A 16904-nucleotide genomic window follows, 5' to 3' on the forward strand; every position below is an offset into this window, starting at 1 on the left:
TATTCATAAGGGCTGCGAGGGCCGCCGCATTCGATGGCGCGGGAATTTATCAGATCACGCCAAAGCGTGAACTCATTCCTGGATGCGGAGCGCGAGTGCCGGGCAACGTCGCACCGCGCGCAGCGCTTTGGGCCGCAAGGGAGCGGGGACCGGCATCACGCCGCGCGCCGGATAGCCGTCCTCGTCGAGCCGCACCACATCGGGAAGCAGGTCCACGCAGAGCCCGTGGCCCTTGCACAGCGTCCAGTCCACGACGAGCCGTTCGGGGCTCTCGTCCGCGGGCAGCGGCAGGGCGCCCAGCACGCGGCGTCCGCAGCCGCTGCCGAGCGCGTGGTCGCGGAACTCGTCGGGGAAGACGGCGAGCGCGGAGGCCACGAACGAGGACGTGCCGTCCGGGTGGGAGCAGGCTCCGCGGCCGCGCACCCCCCGCATCCGGGCCTGCACCGCATCGAGGGCCGTTCCGCCGCCGCCGGACACCAGCCGTTCCACGGCGTCCGCGAGCGAGGGGAGTCCCCGTACGCACGGACCGCACTGGCCCGCCGATTCCCGTGCCATCCAGCGCGTGACCCGTGCCACCTCGCCCGCCGGGCAGGTGTCCTCGGGCAGCGGGAGAACCGCACCGGCGCCCAGGACCGCGTCGTACGCCGCCAGGGACTTCCGGGAGATCAGCGCCTCGCGGGCCGCCCCCGGGTCCAGCCAGCGGCCGTGGAAGCCGCCGATCAGCACGCCCTGTCCGGGCACCGTGCCGCACAGGTCCAGTACGTAGGCCAGGGAGGTGCCCAGGGGCACCTCGACGACGCTCGTGCCGGCGACGGTCAGCAGGGTCGTGCCGGGTTCGTCGGGCAGCCCGGCCGTCGCGTACGCGGGCGCGCCGAGCCGGGCGCCGACGGCGAGCTGTGCGTACGTCTCCGCGTTGGACAGCAGGGTGGGCAGGCCGCCGAGACCGCGTTCGCTGGTCCGCGTACGGTGCCCCGAGGGCAGGGCGGCCCCGCCGTCCAGGCCGTTCACGAGGGCGCTGCCCTCGCCCGTGACGAAGCGTTCGGGGAGCCGGACCACGCGCACGCGCCGCCCGGCCGGGCCCCGTTCGGCGACGGCCTCGGTGAGCGAGCGCTCCACGTCCGGCCGGGTGACGCCGACGACCACGTCCTCGGCTCCGAGCGCGGAGGCGGCCACCAGCGCGCCGTCGAGGACGAGGTGGGGCGCGTAGAGGAGCAGGGCGGCGTCCTTGAGGCAACTCGGCTCGCCTTCGGTCCCGTTGACGACCACGGCGGTGCGTCCGTCCTGCCCCCGGGCGGACCGGGTGACGGCCCGGAGTTTGCGGGCGAAGGGGAAGCCGGCTCCCCCGCGCCCACTGAGGGCCATGCCCTCGGCGAGTTCGACGAGCCCTTCGGAGGGGTAGCGGGGCAGCGGGCCGTGCACGCTCAGGTGTCCGGCCCGGTCGAGGCGCTCGGAGGCGTCGAGCCCGGCCAGCAGCCGTGGTGCGCCCACGCAGCCGAGGGCGGGCCGCGTCCCGGAGCCGCTCACCGTCCGCTCCGTACGCCGTCGAGCGGCTCGGCGGAGGGTCCTGCGGACGGATCCGGGGCCCGTCCGGAGGGGCCGGGGAACACCGTGGTGTCCGGCTGCCGGGTGAGGCGTGCCGTCAGCAGCTCCGCCGCCCACTCCGCCGGCCGGCGCACGAAGGGCGCCGGCCGGTGCGGCGGCGCCTGCCCGGGCGGCCGGGAGGGTACGGGCGGTGCGTGCGGCGGCGACTGCGCCGGCGGCCCTGCCGGTGCGGCCGGGGCGCCGGACGGCCGCGCGGCCTGCGCACGCAGCGGCGCACCGGGCTTCGTGCGCGGCGCCGCGACGGCGAGCGTACGGAGCTTCGTGCGCAGCCGCAGCGCCAGCAGCCCCGCGACGGCGAGCAGGCACAGCGCGTACCCGGTCGCGACCCAACCGCTCGCAGCGCGGCCGGAGTTGAGCCCGTGCACCAGCGAAGCCCCCCAAGCCGGGTAGGCACCCATGTGCAGGGCCCGCCACCACAGCGACCGCCCGCGGGCGGCGAAGGTGCCGCGGACGGCGCCGGAGACGGCCACGGCCACGAACCCGTAGCCGGCCAGGCTGCCGAGGCCGATCAGCAACGGCCGCTGGCCGTCCGTGAAGGGCAGGACCACGGCGGCGGCGTCGGTCCGGGACCGCGCGACCTTGATCCACACGTGCAGGAGGAGGAAGCCGAGTCCGGAGACGGCGAGACCCCGGTGCACGGCCTGGGCGACGAGCCGGTGCCCGGACGCGAGCAGTCTGCGGTCGGTGGCCGCCAGGCCCCACAGGACGGCGCCGGTGAGGGAGACCAGCGAGAGCACGCCTGCCGCGTAGTCGAGGAAGTCCCACAGGCGGGTCAGCGCACCGGCGCGGACCGCCACGAGCAGGGCGGCTCCGGCTGCCAGGGCCGCCGCGCCCAGGGCGGCGGGGTGCGGCCCTCCGGCGGCCGACAGCAGCGGCGGACGCCGCACCGCCCGCCGGCCGGAGGCGCCCGGTGCAGCCGGGGCGGCCGGGGTCGACGCCGCCGGGGACACGGCCGCGGAGGCCGGGCCGGGCGCCGGGCCGGAACGGGCTCCGGAGGGGACTCCGGCGTGGCGCCGGGTGCGGCCTCTCGTGCGGCGGGCCCGGTGCGAACGGCCGGGCGGGCGGGGCTGGAGCAGGGGCATGTGGTCTCCCATACGCCCGGACCCGAGCACTTCCACCTCGCGCTCGGCGCCCGGGGGTCGACGTCGTAACCGCTCCTCGGCGGGCGGGAGATGGGCGCCTGGCCCACCGGGCCGGCCGGGAGCGGGGGGCCGGAGTGCAGAAGCATCGTGGAGGTATGCAAGCCCTCCACAGGATTTATCGAAACGTGATAATTTCTGGCCCTCGCGCAGCCATCGCATCGAACATCCCCGGAAGATTCCCTTCCAGTGGTGCGGTTGCGACGGGGTTGACGCCTGATCCGCCGCCGCACCTCCCCGACGGCGATCGAGCCGATGCCGCGGGACTGCGGGCTTGCCACCGTCCCACGGGGCAGGCCATACCCCGGCTTGAACGAGGTAACAATGTGCGAACTTCTGAACCGCATCTGGTCCCGGCCGCGGGGCGAGTGGACCCGGGTCCTGCGCAAGGAACTGCCCGCGCTGGCGGCGGGGATGGTGGAGGAACTACGGGAGACCGTGCCCGGATTCTCGGAGCTCGTCGAGGACATCGGCGACGAGGTGGTCAGACGCAAGGTGGAGGGGGCCCTGCTCACCGTCCTCGGTTACCGCGAGGGCGCCGGCGGCGCCGGATGCACGGTGACCGGCGGGGCCGACACGGACGACACGGGCCACGCGCAGGAACCGGCGGACCGGCACGCAGCGACCCGGTCCGACCCCGGACCCGCCACCGCGGCGGCCGACTTCGAAGCCGAACACGCCCGGCCCCACCCGCACGCACACCCGCACCCGCACCCGCACCCGCACCCGCACCCGCACCCGCACCCGGCCTACCGGGGCGGGGAGTCTCCACCCCTGCAAGCCGTGCCTTTACAACGGTTCGGCTCGGTGCGCGAGCACGCGAGGCGCGAGCTGTTCGCCCTGCTCACGGGTGACGCCCCGCACCGCGAACCGGCCCTCGCCGAACTGGCCGGCCCGGCCGGGTGGCCCCTGCCCGTCGCCGTACGGGCGGTCGCCCTGGCCTCGCCGGGCGAGACCCAGCAGCTCGCGGCGCTCCTCGACGACTGCCTGGGCGGGATGGTCGCGGGCCAGCCCTGCCTGCTCGTTCCCACCGCCGACCCGGAGGCCCGTACCGCTTTGGACGGCGCGCTGCGGGGCCGTCTCGCCGTGGTCGGCCACCCGGTGGCCCCCGGCGACACCCCTTCCTCCCTGCGCTGGGCGGTACGCCTCCTCGCGCTGGTCCCGCCTCAGGCCCGGTCCGGCCCGGACGCCCGGACGGTGTTCGTCGACGACCACCTCTCGACGCTGCTGCTGCTCCAGGACGAGCCGCTGGCGCACGCCCTCGCCGCACGCTGGCTGCGGCCGCTGGCGGACCTCACCCCGCGTCAGAGCGAGCGGCTCGAAGTGACGCTGCTCGCCTGGCTGGAGGGCGGTGGAGCACCCGAGGCGGCCAAGGCGCTGAGCGTGCACCCGCAGACGGTCCGCTACCGGATGCGCCAGCTGGAGAAGCTCTTCGGGCCCGGCCTGCGGGACCCGCGCACCCGCTTCGAACTGGAACTGGCCCTGCGCAGCCGCCGGTTGATGGCCCAGGTCCGGCTGCGGCCGGTCCGGGGCGGCCGTCGGGCACGTGTGGTGAGCGCCGACTTCCGCCCGACTCCGGGTGACGGACGCATCGCCCGCGTCAACGGCCTCTAGATAGCGGACAGATGGCGGTGCCGGCCCGGAGCGTGCTCCGGGCCGGCACCGTCTTCGCGTCCGGTCAGCGGCAGCTGCGTCCGCCGTTGACGCACCGCACCGCCCGGGCCATCAGCTCGTCCGGCATGACGTTGATGAAGTCGCCGTGGTCCGTCACCGGCTTGTGGAGCTGCTCGGGGAAGCTGTCCACCGCGAAGCGTGCGCCGGGGGGCGTCGCGTAGACGATCCGCTGGACCAGTTGCGGCACGGCCTTGAAGCCCGCCGGGCAGGAGCCGTCGCGGCCGGCGAAGGCGACGTGGGTGCGGTGGTTGGCGCTGTCGGTGTTCTTGCCGTCCCAGCAGCTCTGGAAGGAGAACGTCCGTACCACGTCCGTCCCCTTGGGGCAGATCGGGTACTTGTCCTTCAGCTGGCGGTTCTCGAAGCCGGTGCAGCTCCACGAGGCGTTGGCGTTGGCCGGGCCGTTGGTGAAGGCCTTCGCGTCGCCCGTGATGATCCGCAGGAAGCGGGGCATGGCGGTGACGCGGGAGACGGGGCTCCCCTTGAACTCGATGGTGACCTGCTTCGGCCGCAGGATCGTGCCCACGTTGGCGTCCAGACCGCCGCCCGGGGCTGCCGCGTCCTGCTCCGCCTTGCCGTCGCGCAGCCTCAGCACCGGCCAGTAGTAGGTGGACAGGTCGCCGTTCGTGCAGGTGGTCCCGGAGGCGGCGAGGCTGTTGTTGGTGGAGAAGGCGTCCGCGGTCTTGTTGCCCACGTAGTCGTGCATGTGGTGGGCGCCGTTGCTCACCCCGGGGGCGACGATCACGTTGTCGGGGTTGAGGTGGCGCTCCTCGTTGCGGCCGCATTCCACGGCGAAGGAGCCCTTGGAGGCACCGGACTTGGGTGCCGGACGCCGTACGTTGGGCTTCACCGAGCCGATGCGGACGAAGTCGGAGCGGGCCGGGCCCCCCTTCCGGGCGCCGCCGGCCGTGGCGCCCAGGGTGGTCTCCTCCTCGGCGGCCGGCGCCTCGCGCATCGCGCAGGCGCTCAGCTCCGCCAGCCCGTCCGGGCGGGCCGCGGTGCGTCCGATCGCCTCGGAGACCCGGCCGATCGACACGTCGCGCCGGTCCTTCAGTTCCCGCAGCAGGGTGTCCGCCGGCGCCCGGCCGGTGGCGAGCTGCTGGTAGGCCTCGGCGATCTGGGTGTCGAGACCGGCGAGTTCCCGGTCCACCTCGCCGCGGGCCTGTTCGGGAACCTCCCGCAGCTGCTCGCCCACGTCGGGGCAGTCGATAGTGGCCGTCACCGGCGCCGGGCGCGCCGGGTCCTGGCCCGCGGAGGCCACCTGGCCCGCGATCACGACCGCGCCGCCGCCCAGGATCAGTGCGGACGCGGCGGCGACGGCCTTGTACAGGGGGCGCCTCCTGCGTTTGTGCCCTGCCCCGTCCTGGCCTGCCGGGCTGTTCGGGGAGTCGTTGTGGCGCATGTGATCACTTCACTTCCTCGGTCGGGTGGCGGTGGGAGAGGGGTCCGCCGGCCGGGCGGCCGCGGGGGGAGCGGCCGTCGCGGGAGGGCTGTCCGCCAGGCCTTCGAAATCGACCAGGCCGCTGGCTTCGAGGACCGCGATGTGGTCCAGGACCGTGGTGTTGGCGTCCGTGGCCAGTTCGCGGACCACGGAGTTGCGGGTCTGTGCCCGCACTTGGGCGACGAGCGTGAACACCTTGCCGTGCGCCCGCCGCAGCAGTTGTACGAAGAGCCGCTCGTAGGTGGACCCTTGGGCCCGGTCGAGCTGGTCCAGCCAGGCCTGCTGCTGGCCGGACGGCCGGTCCGGCAGTTCGAGGCCGAGCGCCTCGCCCACCTCCAGGACCCTGCGGTCCAGTTCGGTGTGGCCTTCCACGAGGTGCTCGCCCGCCGTCCTCACCGACTTGCGGGTGCCCCGTTCCTGGGCCTGCTTGCCCGCGGGCAGTTCCCACAGGCCGGCGAGGCGGACCTTGCGCACGAACTCGCGGTCCTGCGGGGTCAGCGGCCCGAAGGCCGTGTTCATCACCCCGGCGCCGTCGTCGTCGGCGGAGCTGGACGCGGAGCCCGGGGCGGGCGGGGCGGCGACGGGCGCGGCGGCCGGGGCCGCCGCGGCGGTCCGGCCGCCGAAGCTCCGCACCGGTATCAGCAGCGCGATCAGCGTGAGGGCGAGGGCTCCGATGACGATGCCCGTGCCCATGACGTGCCGCGAAGCGACCGACATGCCGCCGAGGTTCGTCCGACGGATTGACAGCACTGTGCCTCCTTGGGTCCCGGGACGCCCGGGTGCCGCCGCACGGGGCGTGCGGCTCCCGCGGGTCCCCCGGGTGCCAAGGGACGCTAGTGCCGGCTCCGGCCCCTGCGCCGAAGGCCCATCAGGACTGGACAAACATCCGGGCGGTCCGCCGAAAGACTGCTACGGTGCCGCGCGCCCTGCCGCCGCGAGGCTCGCGCCGCGCCATCCGATGTGCGGACAAAAACCCCGGCGCGTCGGCCAGTTGTCCGGATTTCCAGTCATTCGCGAGGAGTAGAGGGCCCGGCCCCTCAGGGGGATTCGCCCGGCCCGCGGGGTGACCCAGGGTGGGGTGCGAACCGCCGCCCATCCGAAGGGAACGCCCCGTGCGCACAAAACGACTGGCATCCTTACTGGCCGCCGCCGGACTCCTCGCGAGTACCCTGCCGGTTCTCGCGGCCGCCCAGGCCTCCGCCCTGCCCACCGACGGCCTCCGGGCCGACAGCGTCCGCGCGGACGGAGCCCGGACCGACGGAGCCCAGACCGACGGAGCTCAGAGCGACAACGTCGCGGCCGACGCCGCGTACCTGCGGCAGAGGCCCGCCTGGCACCGGTGCGCCGCCGATCAGCCGGCCTCGTACGAATGCGCCACCATCAAGGTGCCGCTCGACTACCGGCGGCCGTCGGGACGCACCCTCGACCTGGCGATATCCCGGGTGAAGAGCACGAACCCCGCGAAACGGCACGGGGTCCTCCTGATGAATCCGGGCGGGCCCGGCGGCAGCGGGCTGGATCTGCCGCTGGCCCTCGGCGAGGCGGTCCCCCCGGAAGTGGCCGAACAGTTCGACCTCGTCGGCTTCGATCCGCGCGGTGTCGGCGCCAGCAGTCCCATCAGCTGCGGGCTGACCGAAGCCGAGCAGGGCATCGACCGGCCGTACCGGCCCGGCTCCTTCCCCTCCGACGTGGCCTGGGCGCGGAACATCGCCGAGAAGTGCCGGCAGAAGGCCGGCTCCGTGCTCCCGTACATCACGACCCGCAACACCGCCCGCGACATGGACACGATCCGTGCCGTGCTGGGCGAGCGGAAGCTCTCCTACCTGGGCTACTCCTACGGGACGTACCTCGGCTCGGTGTACACGCAGATGTTCCCCGGCCGGACCGACCGCTTCGTCCTCGACAGCGGCGTCGACCCGGACCTGATCTGGCGGAACATGTTCCGGAGCTGGGCCACGGAGGCCGAGCCTGCGTTCGCCCGGTGGACGCGGTGGGCGGCGGAACGCGCGGGCGAGTACCACCTGGGCGAGAGCCCCTCGGCCGTGTCGAAGACGTTCTGGGACCTGGTGGCGCGCGCCGACCGGGATCCGATCGTCTTCCAGGGGGAGAAGATCAACGGGGACGACATCCGCCGCGCCCGCGCGCTGTTCTTCTATCCCGCGCAGGTCACCCCGCTGGTGGTGGCGCTGAAGGACGCGGCCGACGGGAAGCCCGCCGTCACCCCCGGTGCCTCGGGGCCCGACTTCAGCATGAAGCGGGCGCTCGCCGGCGAGTCAGGGTCGGCCCCGGCCGAGCCGGCCTCCGACAACGCCGTCGCCGTCCTGTGGAGCGTGGTGTGCGGGGACACGGACTCCTGGCCGCGCGATCCCGAGCGGTACCGTCGCGACGCCGTCCGGGACAAGGCCGCGTACCCGCTCTACGGGGACTTCGCCTCGAACATCAAGCCCTGCGCCTTCTGGCCGCGGCCGCTCGAGGCGCAGACCCCGATGAAGGCGCGGGCCGGCGTGCTGACGGTGCAGAACGAGTGGGACTCGCAGACCCCGCTGGTCAGCGGCCAGGGCCTGCACCGGGCGCTGAAGGGCTCGCGGATGGTGCTGGCCCTGGGGGCCGAGGGCCACGGGGTGTACCTGGCCGATCCTTCCTCCTGCGCCGCGGCCCCGGTCACCGCGTACCTGACCACAGGGCGGCTGCCCGCCGAGGACATCGCCTGCCGTGCGCCGGCACCCGGCGGGGAGAGGCAGACGGCGCCGGCGAAGCCGCTGCCCATCCCGTCCGTACCCGGACGCTTCTGACCCGGTAACGCGATGACCCGGTGATCCAGTGATCCGGTGATCCGGTGATCCGGTGATCCGGTGACCCGGTGACCCGGTGACCTAACGGTCCCGCGACCGAGCCCCCCGGCGATCCGGCCCGGGCCTCAGTCCGGCCGCGGGGACGCCTCCGCCGCCGCCTTGATCCGGCGGCCGAAGTCGGGGGCGTCCTTGCGCGCCGCGCTCAGGGCGAGGCCGACTAGGAGGCGGCCGAAAGCCGTGCCCGGTCAGGGTGTTGAAGACGCGCACCCGCGTCCGGTCTCCGGGGAGTTCAGCCAGGTCGTAGCCGCCTTCGGCGGTGACCGGGTTGTGGCTCAGCTCCGTCCAGCGGATCCGCCGCGGCGTGTCGAGTTCGGTGATCCGGAACTCCCGGGCGGTCTTCAACGAGACGGCCTAGGCCGTCGCCCGCCGGTCGAACAGCGCCACGTCCGCGGTCAGCGAGTCCAGCCAGGCCATCGCGGTGTAGAACGCCGGGGGCGCGCCCTCGGGTCCGGCCCGGCGGGGGGCCGGACCGGGGTCCGGGGGATTCGCGGCGCGTGCGGGGTCCGCGGCTGCGGCCGCGCGGCGCAGCCCGGCCGCCACCCAGGACCCGTACTCCCGGACCATCGCCTCCTCGCCCGGGCCGGGCGGGGTGCCGAGGGGTATGCGGCCGCCCCAGAGGACGTGGTGGCCGGTCATCATCGCCGCCTGCCAGTCCTCGCCCGTGGCGGCGACCGGACGCTGCCGTTCCGTCTGGTACTGGGCGTACGCGCTCTCGGCCAGGGCCAGCGCGTGCCGCACCCGCTGGTCGGGCTCCACCCCGCGGGCCCGGCCGAAGGCCGCCGTGGCCGCCCGCACGTCGTCGGCCGCGGCGTGCAGCAGCTCGGCCACGGCACGCCTCAGCTCGTCGTGGGCGCCGCGCGGCCAGGCGAGCAGTCCGCACACCATCCCGATCGCGCTGCCGACCAGTACGTCCAGGAACCGGACCTCGGCCAGCTGCCACGTCACGGGGGCGAGCTGGGCGAAGGCCATGGCCACCACCAGGGTGAACATGGCCTGCGACCAGCCGACGCCGCGCACGGGACCGACGCAGAACGCGATGAGCATCAGCGGCGGCAGCACGATCGCGTACACCGTGCTCGCCTCCCCGGCCAGCGCGAGGACCCCGCCCGCGGCGACCGCGCCCACCAGGGTGCCGATCAGGGCGAGCCGGACGGTGGCCCGGGTCTGCACGGCGTTGGTCCGGGTCAGGCTGATGACGGCGAGCATCGCCCAGAATCCGTGCGGCAGGGAGTCCAGTCCGGCGACGGCCCGGGCGACGGCGAGGGCCACGCCGAGCCGGACGGCGTTCTGGAAGTGCACGGACCGGGGCCCGGTGTTCCCGGCCAGCCGGTACCACCAGAGCCGCACCGGCCCCTCCCCCGCGTACCAGAACCGGTCGGGTGGCCCGGCGGCCGCTCCCGCCCCCGGGGCCAGCGCCTCCGCGGCCCCCGCACGCCCTCGTACGGCGATCCCCGCGGCGCCGCGCAGCACGAGCGCGGCCTCCGCGAGCTCGACCAGGGCGGCGTTGCGGAACCCCGGCCCGGGACCCGCCACGGGGGTCCGGGCGAGGGAGAGCTGCAGGTCCCGCAGCCGCGTCGAGTCCGTCGCGGGCGGGTTTCCCGTGGCGAGCAGCGCGGCCGTCCCGGCGGCCGACTCGCGCACGGCCGCCACGAGGTCAGTGCCGGCCGACCCGGCCGCCGATCCTGTTTCCGGCGGGGGCAGGGACCGGAGGCGGGCCAGCAGGGTGCGGGCCGCCAGCCCGGTGTGGGCCAGCGCGCGTTCCCGTACGCCGGGCCCCGCGGGCCGCTGCGCCTCCCCGACCCGGGAGGACCGCAAGGACTGCTCCCGCTCCACGGCGCGGGCGGTCTGGACCGCGGAAAGGGTGTGGGGCGGCCGCTCCAGCACGGCGGCGCACTGCGCCGCCTCCCCCGCGGCCGCGGCGGCCAGCTCCCGGTAGCCGGGGACGGCCGGGTCGGGCAGCACGGTGGCTTCGGCGAGGATCAGCAGCAGGACCCCGGCGACGGTGCCGGTCAGCCGCTGGCCGAGGGTGTCGGGGGCGTACGGCGGGAAGCTGGGCAGGATGTACAGCAGCTGGAGCCCGGGCGCGGCGCCCGCGAGACGAGGTCCCGCCGCCGAGGAGAAGGCCACGCAGAAGCCGATGACCAGCATGCCCGCCACGGCGGCCCAGGTCCGCACCGAGAGCAGGGTCCCCAGGACCACCAGGGCGCAGGCGGCGGGGAGCACGCGGGCGACGACGAGGGCCCGCAGGCGTCCGCTGCCGGGTATGCGGGAGAGTCCGGCCAGCGCGACGGCGGCGAAGAGGGCGTACGTGGCCTCGACGGGCCGGTCCAGTCCGTACAGGAACGCGTAGAAGCCGAGGCCGGCGGCGAGGGTGACCCGGACGGCCCGTCGTGCGGCCTCCGGCGCGGGGCCGGTGCCGGTACGGAGCTCACTCAGGGCGGCACGCACCCTTTCAGCGTCCCACCGGGTGCCCGTTCGGTCCTGCGGTACCGCTTGACACTTCGTCAGGGAAGCCGCAACTTATATCGGCAACCCGATATAAGTTCCGCCCGGTACGGCCAGTGATCCGGAGCCCCCGTGGAGTCCTCCCGCATCCCAGAACACCCCCGGCGCCGCACCCCGCAGGCGCAGCGCAAGTCCGAGAGCCGCACCCGCCTCATCGACGCGGCAGCCGACCTCTTCGCCCGCAAGGGGTTCCACGCCGTCTCCGCCGAAGCCGTCGCCGAGGCGGCGGGACGCACCACGGGCGCGCTGTACAGCCACTTCGGCGGCAAGGAGGGCCTGCTGCTGGCGCTCCTGGAGGTCTGGAAGGAGCGCACGAGCGAGGAGCTGGCCGCCGAGATCGCGGCCGGGGACCCGGCCGATCCGGGCGTGCACTTCTCCGCGATGTGGGGCAGCCTCACCCGCCCGCACCCCGAGCACGGCGACTCCTGGCTGCTCCTGGAGACGGAGCTGTGGCTGCACGCCGCCCGCGGCCCCCTCATCGGGGACCGTCTCGCCCAGCGCTACACCGAGATCCGGGCCCAGCTCGGCGAGGGCCTGGCCGACTGGGCCGAGGCCACCGGCACCCCCCTGACCCGTACGCCGCAGGAGACCGGCGCCCTCGTGCTCGGCATCCTCCTGGGCCTCTCCATGCAGCACCGCCTCGAACCGCGCGCCGTCCCCGACGGGCTCGTCGTCGAGGCCCTCGGCACCGTCCTGGGACTCGGCAGGTCCTGCTGACGGGCGAGCCCCGCACAGCTGCCCGCAGAGCCGCCCCGCACCGCCGCCCGTACGACTCCGTTCCGTCCGACGAAGGGAACCGCTCCGTGCTGCCCACCACCGGCGAGATAGACCTCCTCGAGGACACCTGGGCCCGCGAGGTCCCGCACGCCCAGTTCACCCGGCTGCGCCGCGAGGACCCGGTCCACTGGCACGAGGTGCCGGGCACGCACGCCGGCTTCTACGCCGTCACCCGGCACGCCGACGTCAAGGCCGTCAGCCGCGACCCCGAGCTGTGGTCCACCGAACTCGGCTCGTTCATGATCCGCGACCAGAACCCCGAGTCCCTGGAGACCCTGCGCCTGGTCCTGCTGGGCATGGACGCCCCGCGCCACTCCCGGTACCGCGCGCTGGTCAGCGCGGGTTTCACGCCCCGGGTCGTACGCAGGCTCGCGGCCCGGATCCAGGAGCGGGCGGTGGCCCTGGTGGAGCGCGCGGTCACCCCGGGCCGGGACATGGACTTCGTCGCGGAGGTCGCCGCGTGGCTGCCGATCCAGACGATCTGCGAGATGGTCGGCGTGCCCGAGGGGGACGAACGGCTGATCTTCGACTGGAGCAACCGGATGGCCGGCTCCCAGGACCCCGAGCTCTCGGCGGGCAAACACGACAGCGATCTCGCGGCCGCCGAGATCTACGCCTACTGCGACGCCCTGGCCGACGAGCGGCGGGCCCGCCCCCGCGAGGACATCCTCTCGACGCTCGTCCACGCGGAGGTCGACGGGGACCGGCTGTCGCCGGACGAGATCAACATGTTCTTCGTCCTGCTCTGCGTCGCCGGCAACGAGACCACCCGCAATCTGCTCTCCGGGGCCCTGATCGCCCTGATCGACCACCCCGCGGCGCGCGCCGAACTGGCCGCGGCCCCCGAGGACGAGGCCCTGTGGACCACGGCGACGGAGGAGTTCCTGCGCTGGGGCGGCTCGATCCACAACTTCCGGCGCACCGCCACCCGTGACACCGTCCTGCGCGGGCAGCCCGTCGCAGAGGGGCAGAAGGTGGTCACCTACTACACCTCCGCCAACCGCGACGAGGAGGTCTTCACCGACCCCTTCGCCTTCGACATCCGGCGCACCCCCAACGAGCACCTCACCTTCGGGGGCGGCGGCCCCCACTTCTGCCTGGGGGCCGGGCTCGCCCGCACCCAGATCAAAGCCCTGGTCCGGGAGCTCCTGCGGAGGCATCCGGAGGTGTCCCTCACGGGGGAGGTGCGCCGCCTGCGCTCGGACTTCATCAACGGGGTCAAGTACCTCCCGGTGCGCTTCGGATAGCCGCTGCCGGGACGTCCGTCCCTGCCGGGGCACTCCGCTTCGCTGTTACAGTGGTGGCAGCGAAGGGGAGTAGTCCCGAAAACCGCTGGTCGACATACTGGACGCCGTTACGGGTCCCGGCCACCGGGCCACCGCGCTTCACGTGCGGGGCGGACGAGACCTTCGGCCAAGGCATGACCCGTCCCACATCACCGTGTGGGCCGCTTCGTCGTGCCGGGCCGAGTGGTTCTTCCCGTCGCCTCCCCGCTGGGTGCCGATCCGAGCCATCAGAGCCCGGCACCAGCAGAAAGCAGCACCCGGAATGGCTCTCGACCCCGTGGCGATCTTCACCGCCTTCGGTCTGATCTTCCTCGCCGAGCTCCCCGACAAGACCATGTTCGCCTCGCTGGCCATGGGCACCCGGATGCGGCCGCTGTACGTGTGGTTCGGCACCTCCACCGCGTTCATCGTCCACGTGGCCATCGCGGTCGGCGCCGGAAGCCTGATCGGCATGCTGCCGAACATGGCCGTCAAGCTCACCTCCGCCGCCCTGTTCGCCTTCGGCGCCGTCGTCATGATGCGCTCCGGCGCCGACGACGACGAGGCGGACTCGGCGGCCAAGGCCGTCACCGGCTTCTGGCCCGTCTTCACCACGGCGTTCATGGCCGTCTTCATCGGCGAGTGGGGCGACCTGACGCAGATCACGACCGCCAACCTCGCCGCCACCAACGGCTGGCTGTCCACCGCCATCGGCTCGGCGGCAGCCCTCATGTCGGTGTCCGCCCTCGCCCTCGTCGTGGGCCGGTTCATCGCCAAGCGGGTCCCCCTCAAGACGGTTCAGCGCTTCGGCGCCCTGTGCATGGCCGTGCTGGCCGTCTGGACGCTCGTCGAAGCCTTCACCGGCTGATCCTCCGCCTCATCCGGCTGGTCCGGCTCGTCCGGCTCGTCCGGCAGACGGGCCGGGCCGGGCCGGCCCGTGGGGTCACTCGCCCCGCGGCGCGGCCTTGAGCAGGGCGAAGACCGCCCCGCTCGGGTCCGCCAGCCAGGCGATCCGCCCGACGTCGGGCACGTCCGCGCCCGGCATCAGCACCGTGCCGCCGCCGGTGCGCGCGGTGCTCACCACGGCGTCCACGTCCGCGACCGCGAAGTACGGCACCCAGCGGGCGTCCCGCTCCCCCTCCATCAGCGGTGCGACCCCTCCGAAGGACCCGTCCTCCTGGTCCCCGTCCGCGGTGCTGAGCACCTGGTAGGTCATGCCGGGCGCCTCCATCGGCTGGGCGCGCGTCCCGAAGAGGGCTCCGTAGAAGCCCAGCGCCGCCATCGGGTCCGGTACGTGCAGTTCGACCCAGCACAGCGCGTTGTCGGCCGCGGTCAGCTCCAGACCCGGGGTACGGCCCGGCTGCCAGACGGCGAAGTCGGCGCCCTGCTGGTCGGTGTACTGCGCGAGCCACCCCTCTCCCATCACGTCCATCGGCTCGACGCGTACGGCGCCCCCGCCCTCGCGCACACCCCGGGTGGTGGCCTCCGCGTCGTCGGTCCGGAAGTACACGGTCCACGCGGAGCTCGCCCCCGGGTCGAGCTGCCCGACCGCGGCGACGGTCTTCCCGTCCACCTGGAAGAACCCGTACCCGCCGGTCTCGGGCCCGAGCAGGTGGAACTCCCAGCCGAAGACGGCCCGGTAGAAGGCGGCGGCCCGGGGGATGTCGGGGCTCCCGAGGTCGATCCAGTTGGGCGAGCCGGTGCGGTAGTCGGTACCGAGCATGGTGGTGTCCTCCTGCGATGGGGGTGTCGGATGCGAGGTACCCGCAGAGTGGCCCCTCACCCCGGCATCCCCTCCCAGCGCCACACGTACGGGTCCCCCCGGCGCACCGCATTCGGCCGGTGCGTACCCCCGCGGCCCACCGGCCGGGCACCGGCCAGGTCCTAGTAGGGGCCGCCGCGGAACAGCACGCTGCCCTGGTGGCGCGGGCGGTCGCCCCGGTCGTGGGCCGCGTCGGAGCGGTCGGCCGGGGCCGAGAGCCCGGCGAGGATCCGCAGGGTCTCCAGCCCGGCCAGTACCTCGTCACGGCGTGCCGCGGACTTCATCCAGGCGGGGAGCCGGGCGAACATCGACAGCGTCGGCGAGGTGTGCCGCTCGCGCAGCCGGGCGCCCACGTAGGCGGCGAGTGCTTCGACGTGCTCCTCGTCGTAGGCCCACAGGATCCGTCCCGCACAGCGGGTCTGCAGCCAGAGCGGGCGCCGGAAGAAGGGGTCCTCGGTGCCGCCGACCGAGACCCCGACCAGGGCGGTGCCGCGCTCCTGCGCCGACCAGTCGGCGAGGGCCCCGCAGCCCGCGCAGGCGAGCCGGCGGGGCTGGAAGAGCAGGGCGCTGACGTACTTGGGCTCCGGGAGGCCGGGCCGCGGCAGGACCAGCGCCCGGCCGCCGCACCGCGGGCAGACCACGAGCACCCGGCCGGTGAACCCGGCCAGCCATGTGCCGTGGTCCTGGTGGCGGACCGGTCCTGCGGGTGCGGGCTCGTGCTCCGGGGAGGGGGAGGGCATGGGTGACATGCTGCCAGCCGCTCCCCCGCCGGGCACGTGCCGCCCGGGGCTCACCGCAGGGTGGGCGTGGTCTCGGTGTCGACGTGGGACAGCTTCTCCGGGTTGCGGACGAAGTAGAGGCCGCTGATGCGTGCGGCCTCGACGCGGACGGCGATGACTCCGTCGAGCTCTCCGTCCACGTGGACGGCCAGGGCCGGGGTGCCGTTGACCATGGTCGGAGTGAAGGAGAGGCCGATTCCGGCTTTGCCGGCCTTGCCCGTCATGCCGGTGAACAGGCGGGCCACGTGGAGGGCGCCGACGACCGGCCGCAGTGCGGCGTGCTTGATGCCGCCGCCGTCGCCCATGTAGACGACCTCGGGGGCGAGCACGTCGAGGAGGCCCTGCAGGTCCCCGGTTTCGAAGGCCCGCTGGAACAACTCGACGGCCACCCGCGCCTCGCTCGCGGAGACCGCCTGGCGGGGGCGGCGCGCGTCGACGTGCTTGCGGGACCGGTGGGCGATCTGCCGGACGGCCGCCGGCGTCTTGTCGACGGCGGTGGCGATCTCCTCGTAGTCGAGGCCGAACACCTCGCGGAGCACGAAGACGGCCCGCTCGGTCGGCCCGAGGGTCTCCAGGACCAGCATCATCGCCATCGACATGCTCTCGGCCAGTTCCACGTCCTCGGCCACGTCCGGCGTGGTGAGCAGCGGTTCCGGCAGCCACTGGCCGACGTAGGCCTCCTTGCGGCGGCTCATGGTGCGCAGCCGGTTCAGCGCCTGGCGGGTGGTGATCCGCACCAGGTAGGCGCGCCGGTCGTCGACCGTGTCGAGGTCGACGCCCGCCCAGCGCAGCCAGGTCTCCTGCAGCACGTCCTCGGCGTCGGCCGCCGATCCGAGCATCTCGTAGGCGACGGTGAAGAGCAGGTTGCGGTGGGCGACGAAGGTGTCGGTCGCCGTCTCGGGCGTCTGCGAGGGAGGTATGTCCACGGTTGTTTCTCTTCCCGTCAAGTGCCGCCGATCGTCCGGCGGTTCGGATCCGTTCATGATCGACTCACGGTTCGACTCATGATCGGGGCACATGCCGGTCGACTCAAGCGTTCTGTTCGACGGCGGGTGCTTCGAGGTTTCGGACACAAGACCCGCGACGGCCATGAGGGGTTGTACGGGGAACT

The 16904-nt window shown here is 74.1% G+C and carries 13 protein-coding genes and 1 pseudogene; 5 read left to right on the forward strand and 9 right to left on the reverse strand.

Going from position 1 to position 16904, the window contains the following annotated elements; translation table 11 throughout:
- Positions 1-72: 72 nt before the first annotated feature.
- Both ACZ60J_RS06945 and ACZ60J_RS06950 read right to left on the reverse strand, forming a co-directional pair.
- Complete coding sequence (locus tag ACZ60J_RS06945) at positions 73-1524, reverse strand: NADH-ubiquinone oxidoreductase-F iron-sulfur binding region domain-containing protein (RefSeq protein WP_469679399.1); 1452 nt, start codon at positions 1522-1524, stop codon at positions 73-75.
- Positions 1521-2684, reverse strand: a complete 1164-nt coding sequence (locus tag ACZ60J_RS06950; RefSeq protein WP_469679400.1) for a hypothetical protein — start codon at positions 2682-2684, stop codon at positions 1521-1523. Before ACZ60J_RS06950 ends, ACZ60J_RS06945 begins: the two co-directional genes overlap by 4 nt.
- 381 nt (positions 2685-3065) lie before the next feature.
- Between ACZ60J_RS06950 and ACZ60J_RS06955 the strand changes: the two genes are divergently transcribed.
- The gene (locus ACZ60J_RS06955) at positions 3066-4355 is read left to right on the forward strand and encodes a PucR family transcriptional regulator (protein WP_469679401.1); all 1290 of its coding nucleotides are present in this window, start codon (positions 3066-3068) and stop codon (positions 4353-4355) included.
- 64 nt (positions 4356-4419) lie between these two features.
- Here ACZ60J_RS06955 and ACZ60J_RS06960 read toward each other — a convergent pair whose 3' ends face one another.
- Positions 4420-5814 (reverse strand): DUF1996 domain-containing protein, encoded by a 1395-nt coding sequence (locus tag ACZ60J_RS06960; RefSeq protein WP_469679402.1) that lies wholly within the window; start codon positions 5812-5814, stop codon positions 4420-4422.
- 9 nt (positions 5815-5823) lie between these two features.
- On the reverse strand, positions 5824-6603 hold the full coding sequence (locus ACZ60J_RS06965) for a DUF4142 domain-containing protein (RefSeq protein ID WP_469679403.1): 780 nt from the start codon (positions 6601-6603) through the stop codon (positions 5824-5826).
- Positions 6604-6965: 362 nt separating this feature from the next.
- On the opposite strand from ACZ60J_RS06965, the gene ACZ60J_RS06970 reads away from it, so the two are divergent.
- Positions 6966-8645: an alpha/beta hydrolase gene (locus ACZ60J_RS06970; protein WP_469679404.1), complete on the forward strand. Its 1680-nt coding sequence runs from the start codon at positions 6966-6968 to the stop codon at positions 8643-8645.
- Between the two features lie 125 nt (positions 8646-8770).
- On the opposite strand, the pseudogene ACZ60J_RS06975 reads toward ACZ60J_RS06970, so the two are convergent.
- Together ACZ60J_RS06975 and ACZ60J_RS06980 are read right to left on the reverse strand one after the other, a co-directional pair.
- Positions 8771-9047: pseudogene (locus ACZ60J_RS06975) on the reverse strand (SRPBCC family protein); the annotation flags it as partial.
- A gap of 9 nt (positions 9048-9056) precedes the next feature.
- Positions 9057-11153, reverse strand: coding sequence for an FUSC family protein (locus tag ACZ60J_RS06980; RefSeq protein WP_469679405.1), 2097 nt, complete (start codon positions 11151-11153; stop codon positions 9057-9059).
- A gap of 129 nt (positions 11154-11282) precedes the next feature.
- Here ACZ60J_RS06980 and ACZ60J_RS06985 point away from each other — a divergent pair, with 129 nt between their 5' ends.
- The 3 genes from ACZ60J_RS06985 (at position 11283) to ACZ60J_RS06995 (ending at position 14120) form a co-directional block, all read left to right on the forward strand.
- On the forward strand, positions 11283-11927 hold the full coding sequence (locus tag ACZ60J_RS06985) for a TetR/AcrR family transcriptional regulator (protein WP_469679406.1): 645 nt from the start codon (positions 11283-11285) through the stop codon (positions 11925-11927).
- 86 nt (positions 11928-12013) lie between these two features.
- Positions 12014-13234 carry a cytochrome P450 gene (locus tag ACZ60J_RS06990; protein ID WP_469679407.1) on the forward strand — a complete coding sequence of 407 codons (1221 nt, stop codon included), beginning with the start codon at positions 12014-12016 and terminating at the stop codon, positions 13232-13234.
- 301 nt (positions 13235-13535) lie between these two features.
- A complete protein-coding gene (locus ACZ60J_RS06995; RefSeq protein ID WP_469679408.1) occupies positions 13536-14120 on the forward strand; it encodes a TMEM165/GDT1 family protein in 585 nt (194 codons plus the stop codon).
- Between the two features lie 75 nt (positions 14121-14195).
- Here the strand turns inward: ACZ60J_RS06995 and ACZ60J_RS07000 are convergent, their stop codons facing one another.
- The 3 genes from ACZ60J_RS07000 to ACZ60J_RS07010 form a co-directional block, all read right to left on the reverse strand.
- Positions 14196-14975 carry a VOC family protein gene (locus ACZ60J_RS07000; RefSeq protein WP_469679409.1) on the reverse strand — a complete coding sequence of 260 codons (780 nt, stop codon included), beginning with the start codon at positions 14973-14975 and terminating at the stop codon, positions 14196-14198.
- A gap of 161 nt (positions 14976-15136) precedes the next feature.
- Positions 15137-15754: a hypothetical protein gene (locus ACZ60J_RS07005; protein ID WP_469679410.1), complete on the reverse strand. Its 618-nt coding sequence runs from the start codon at positions 15752-15754 to the stop codon at positions 15137-15139.
- A 50-nt stretch (positions 15755-15804) separates the two neighbouring features.
- Entirely contained in the window at positions 15805-16776 is a 972-nt protein-coding gene (locus ACZ60J_RS07010; protein ID WP_469679411.1) for an RNA polymerase sigma-70 factor, read from the reverse strand.
- Positions 16777-16904 lie beyond the last annotated feature (128 nt).

This window comes from Streptomyces sp. NPDC104226, assembly GCF_055584085.1.

Excerpts from the sequence above, each read along its gene's own strand:
- ACZ60J_RS06950 (WP_469679400.1), bottom strand. The coding sequence starts at position 2,684 with ATGCCCCTGCTCCAGCCCCGCCCGCCCGGCCGTTCGCACCGGGCCCGC.
- ACZ60J_RS06955 (WP_469679401.1), top strand. The coding sequence starts at position 3,066 with ATGTGCGAACTTCTGAACCGCATCTGGTCCCGGCCGCGGGGCGAGTGG.
- ACZ60J_RS06960 (WP_469679402.1), bottom strand. The coding sequence starts at position 5,814 with ATGCGCCACAACGACTCCCCGAACAGCCCGGCAGGCCAGGACGGGGCA.
- ACZ60J_RS06995 (WP_469679408.1), top strand. The coding sequence starts at position 13,536 with ATGGCTCTCGACCCCGTGGCGATCTTCACCGCCTTCGGTCTGATCTTC.
- ACZ60J_RS07000 (WP_469679409.1), bottom strand. The coding sequence starts at position 14,975 with ATGCTCGGTACCGACTACCGCACCGGCTCGCCCAACTGGATCGACCTC.
- ACZ60J_RS07005 (WP_469679410.1), bottom strand. The coding sequence starts at position 15,754 with ATGCCCTCCCCCTCCCCGGAGCACGAGCCCGCACCCGCAGGACCGGTC.
- ACZ60J_RS07010 (WP_469679411.1), bottom strand. The coding sequence starts at position 16,776 with ATGAACGGATCCGAACCGCCGGACGATCGGCGGCACTTGACGGGAAGA.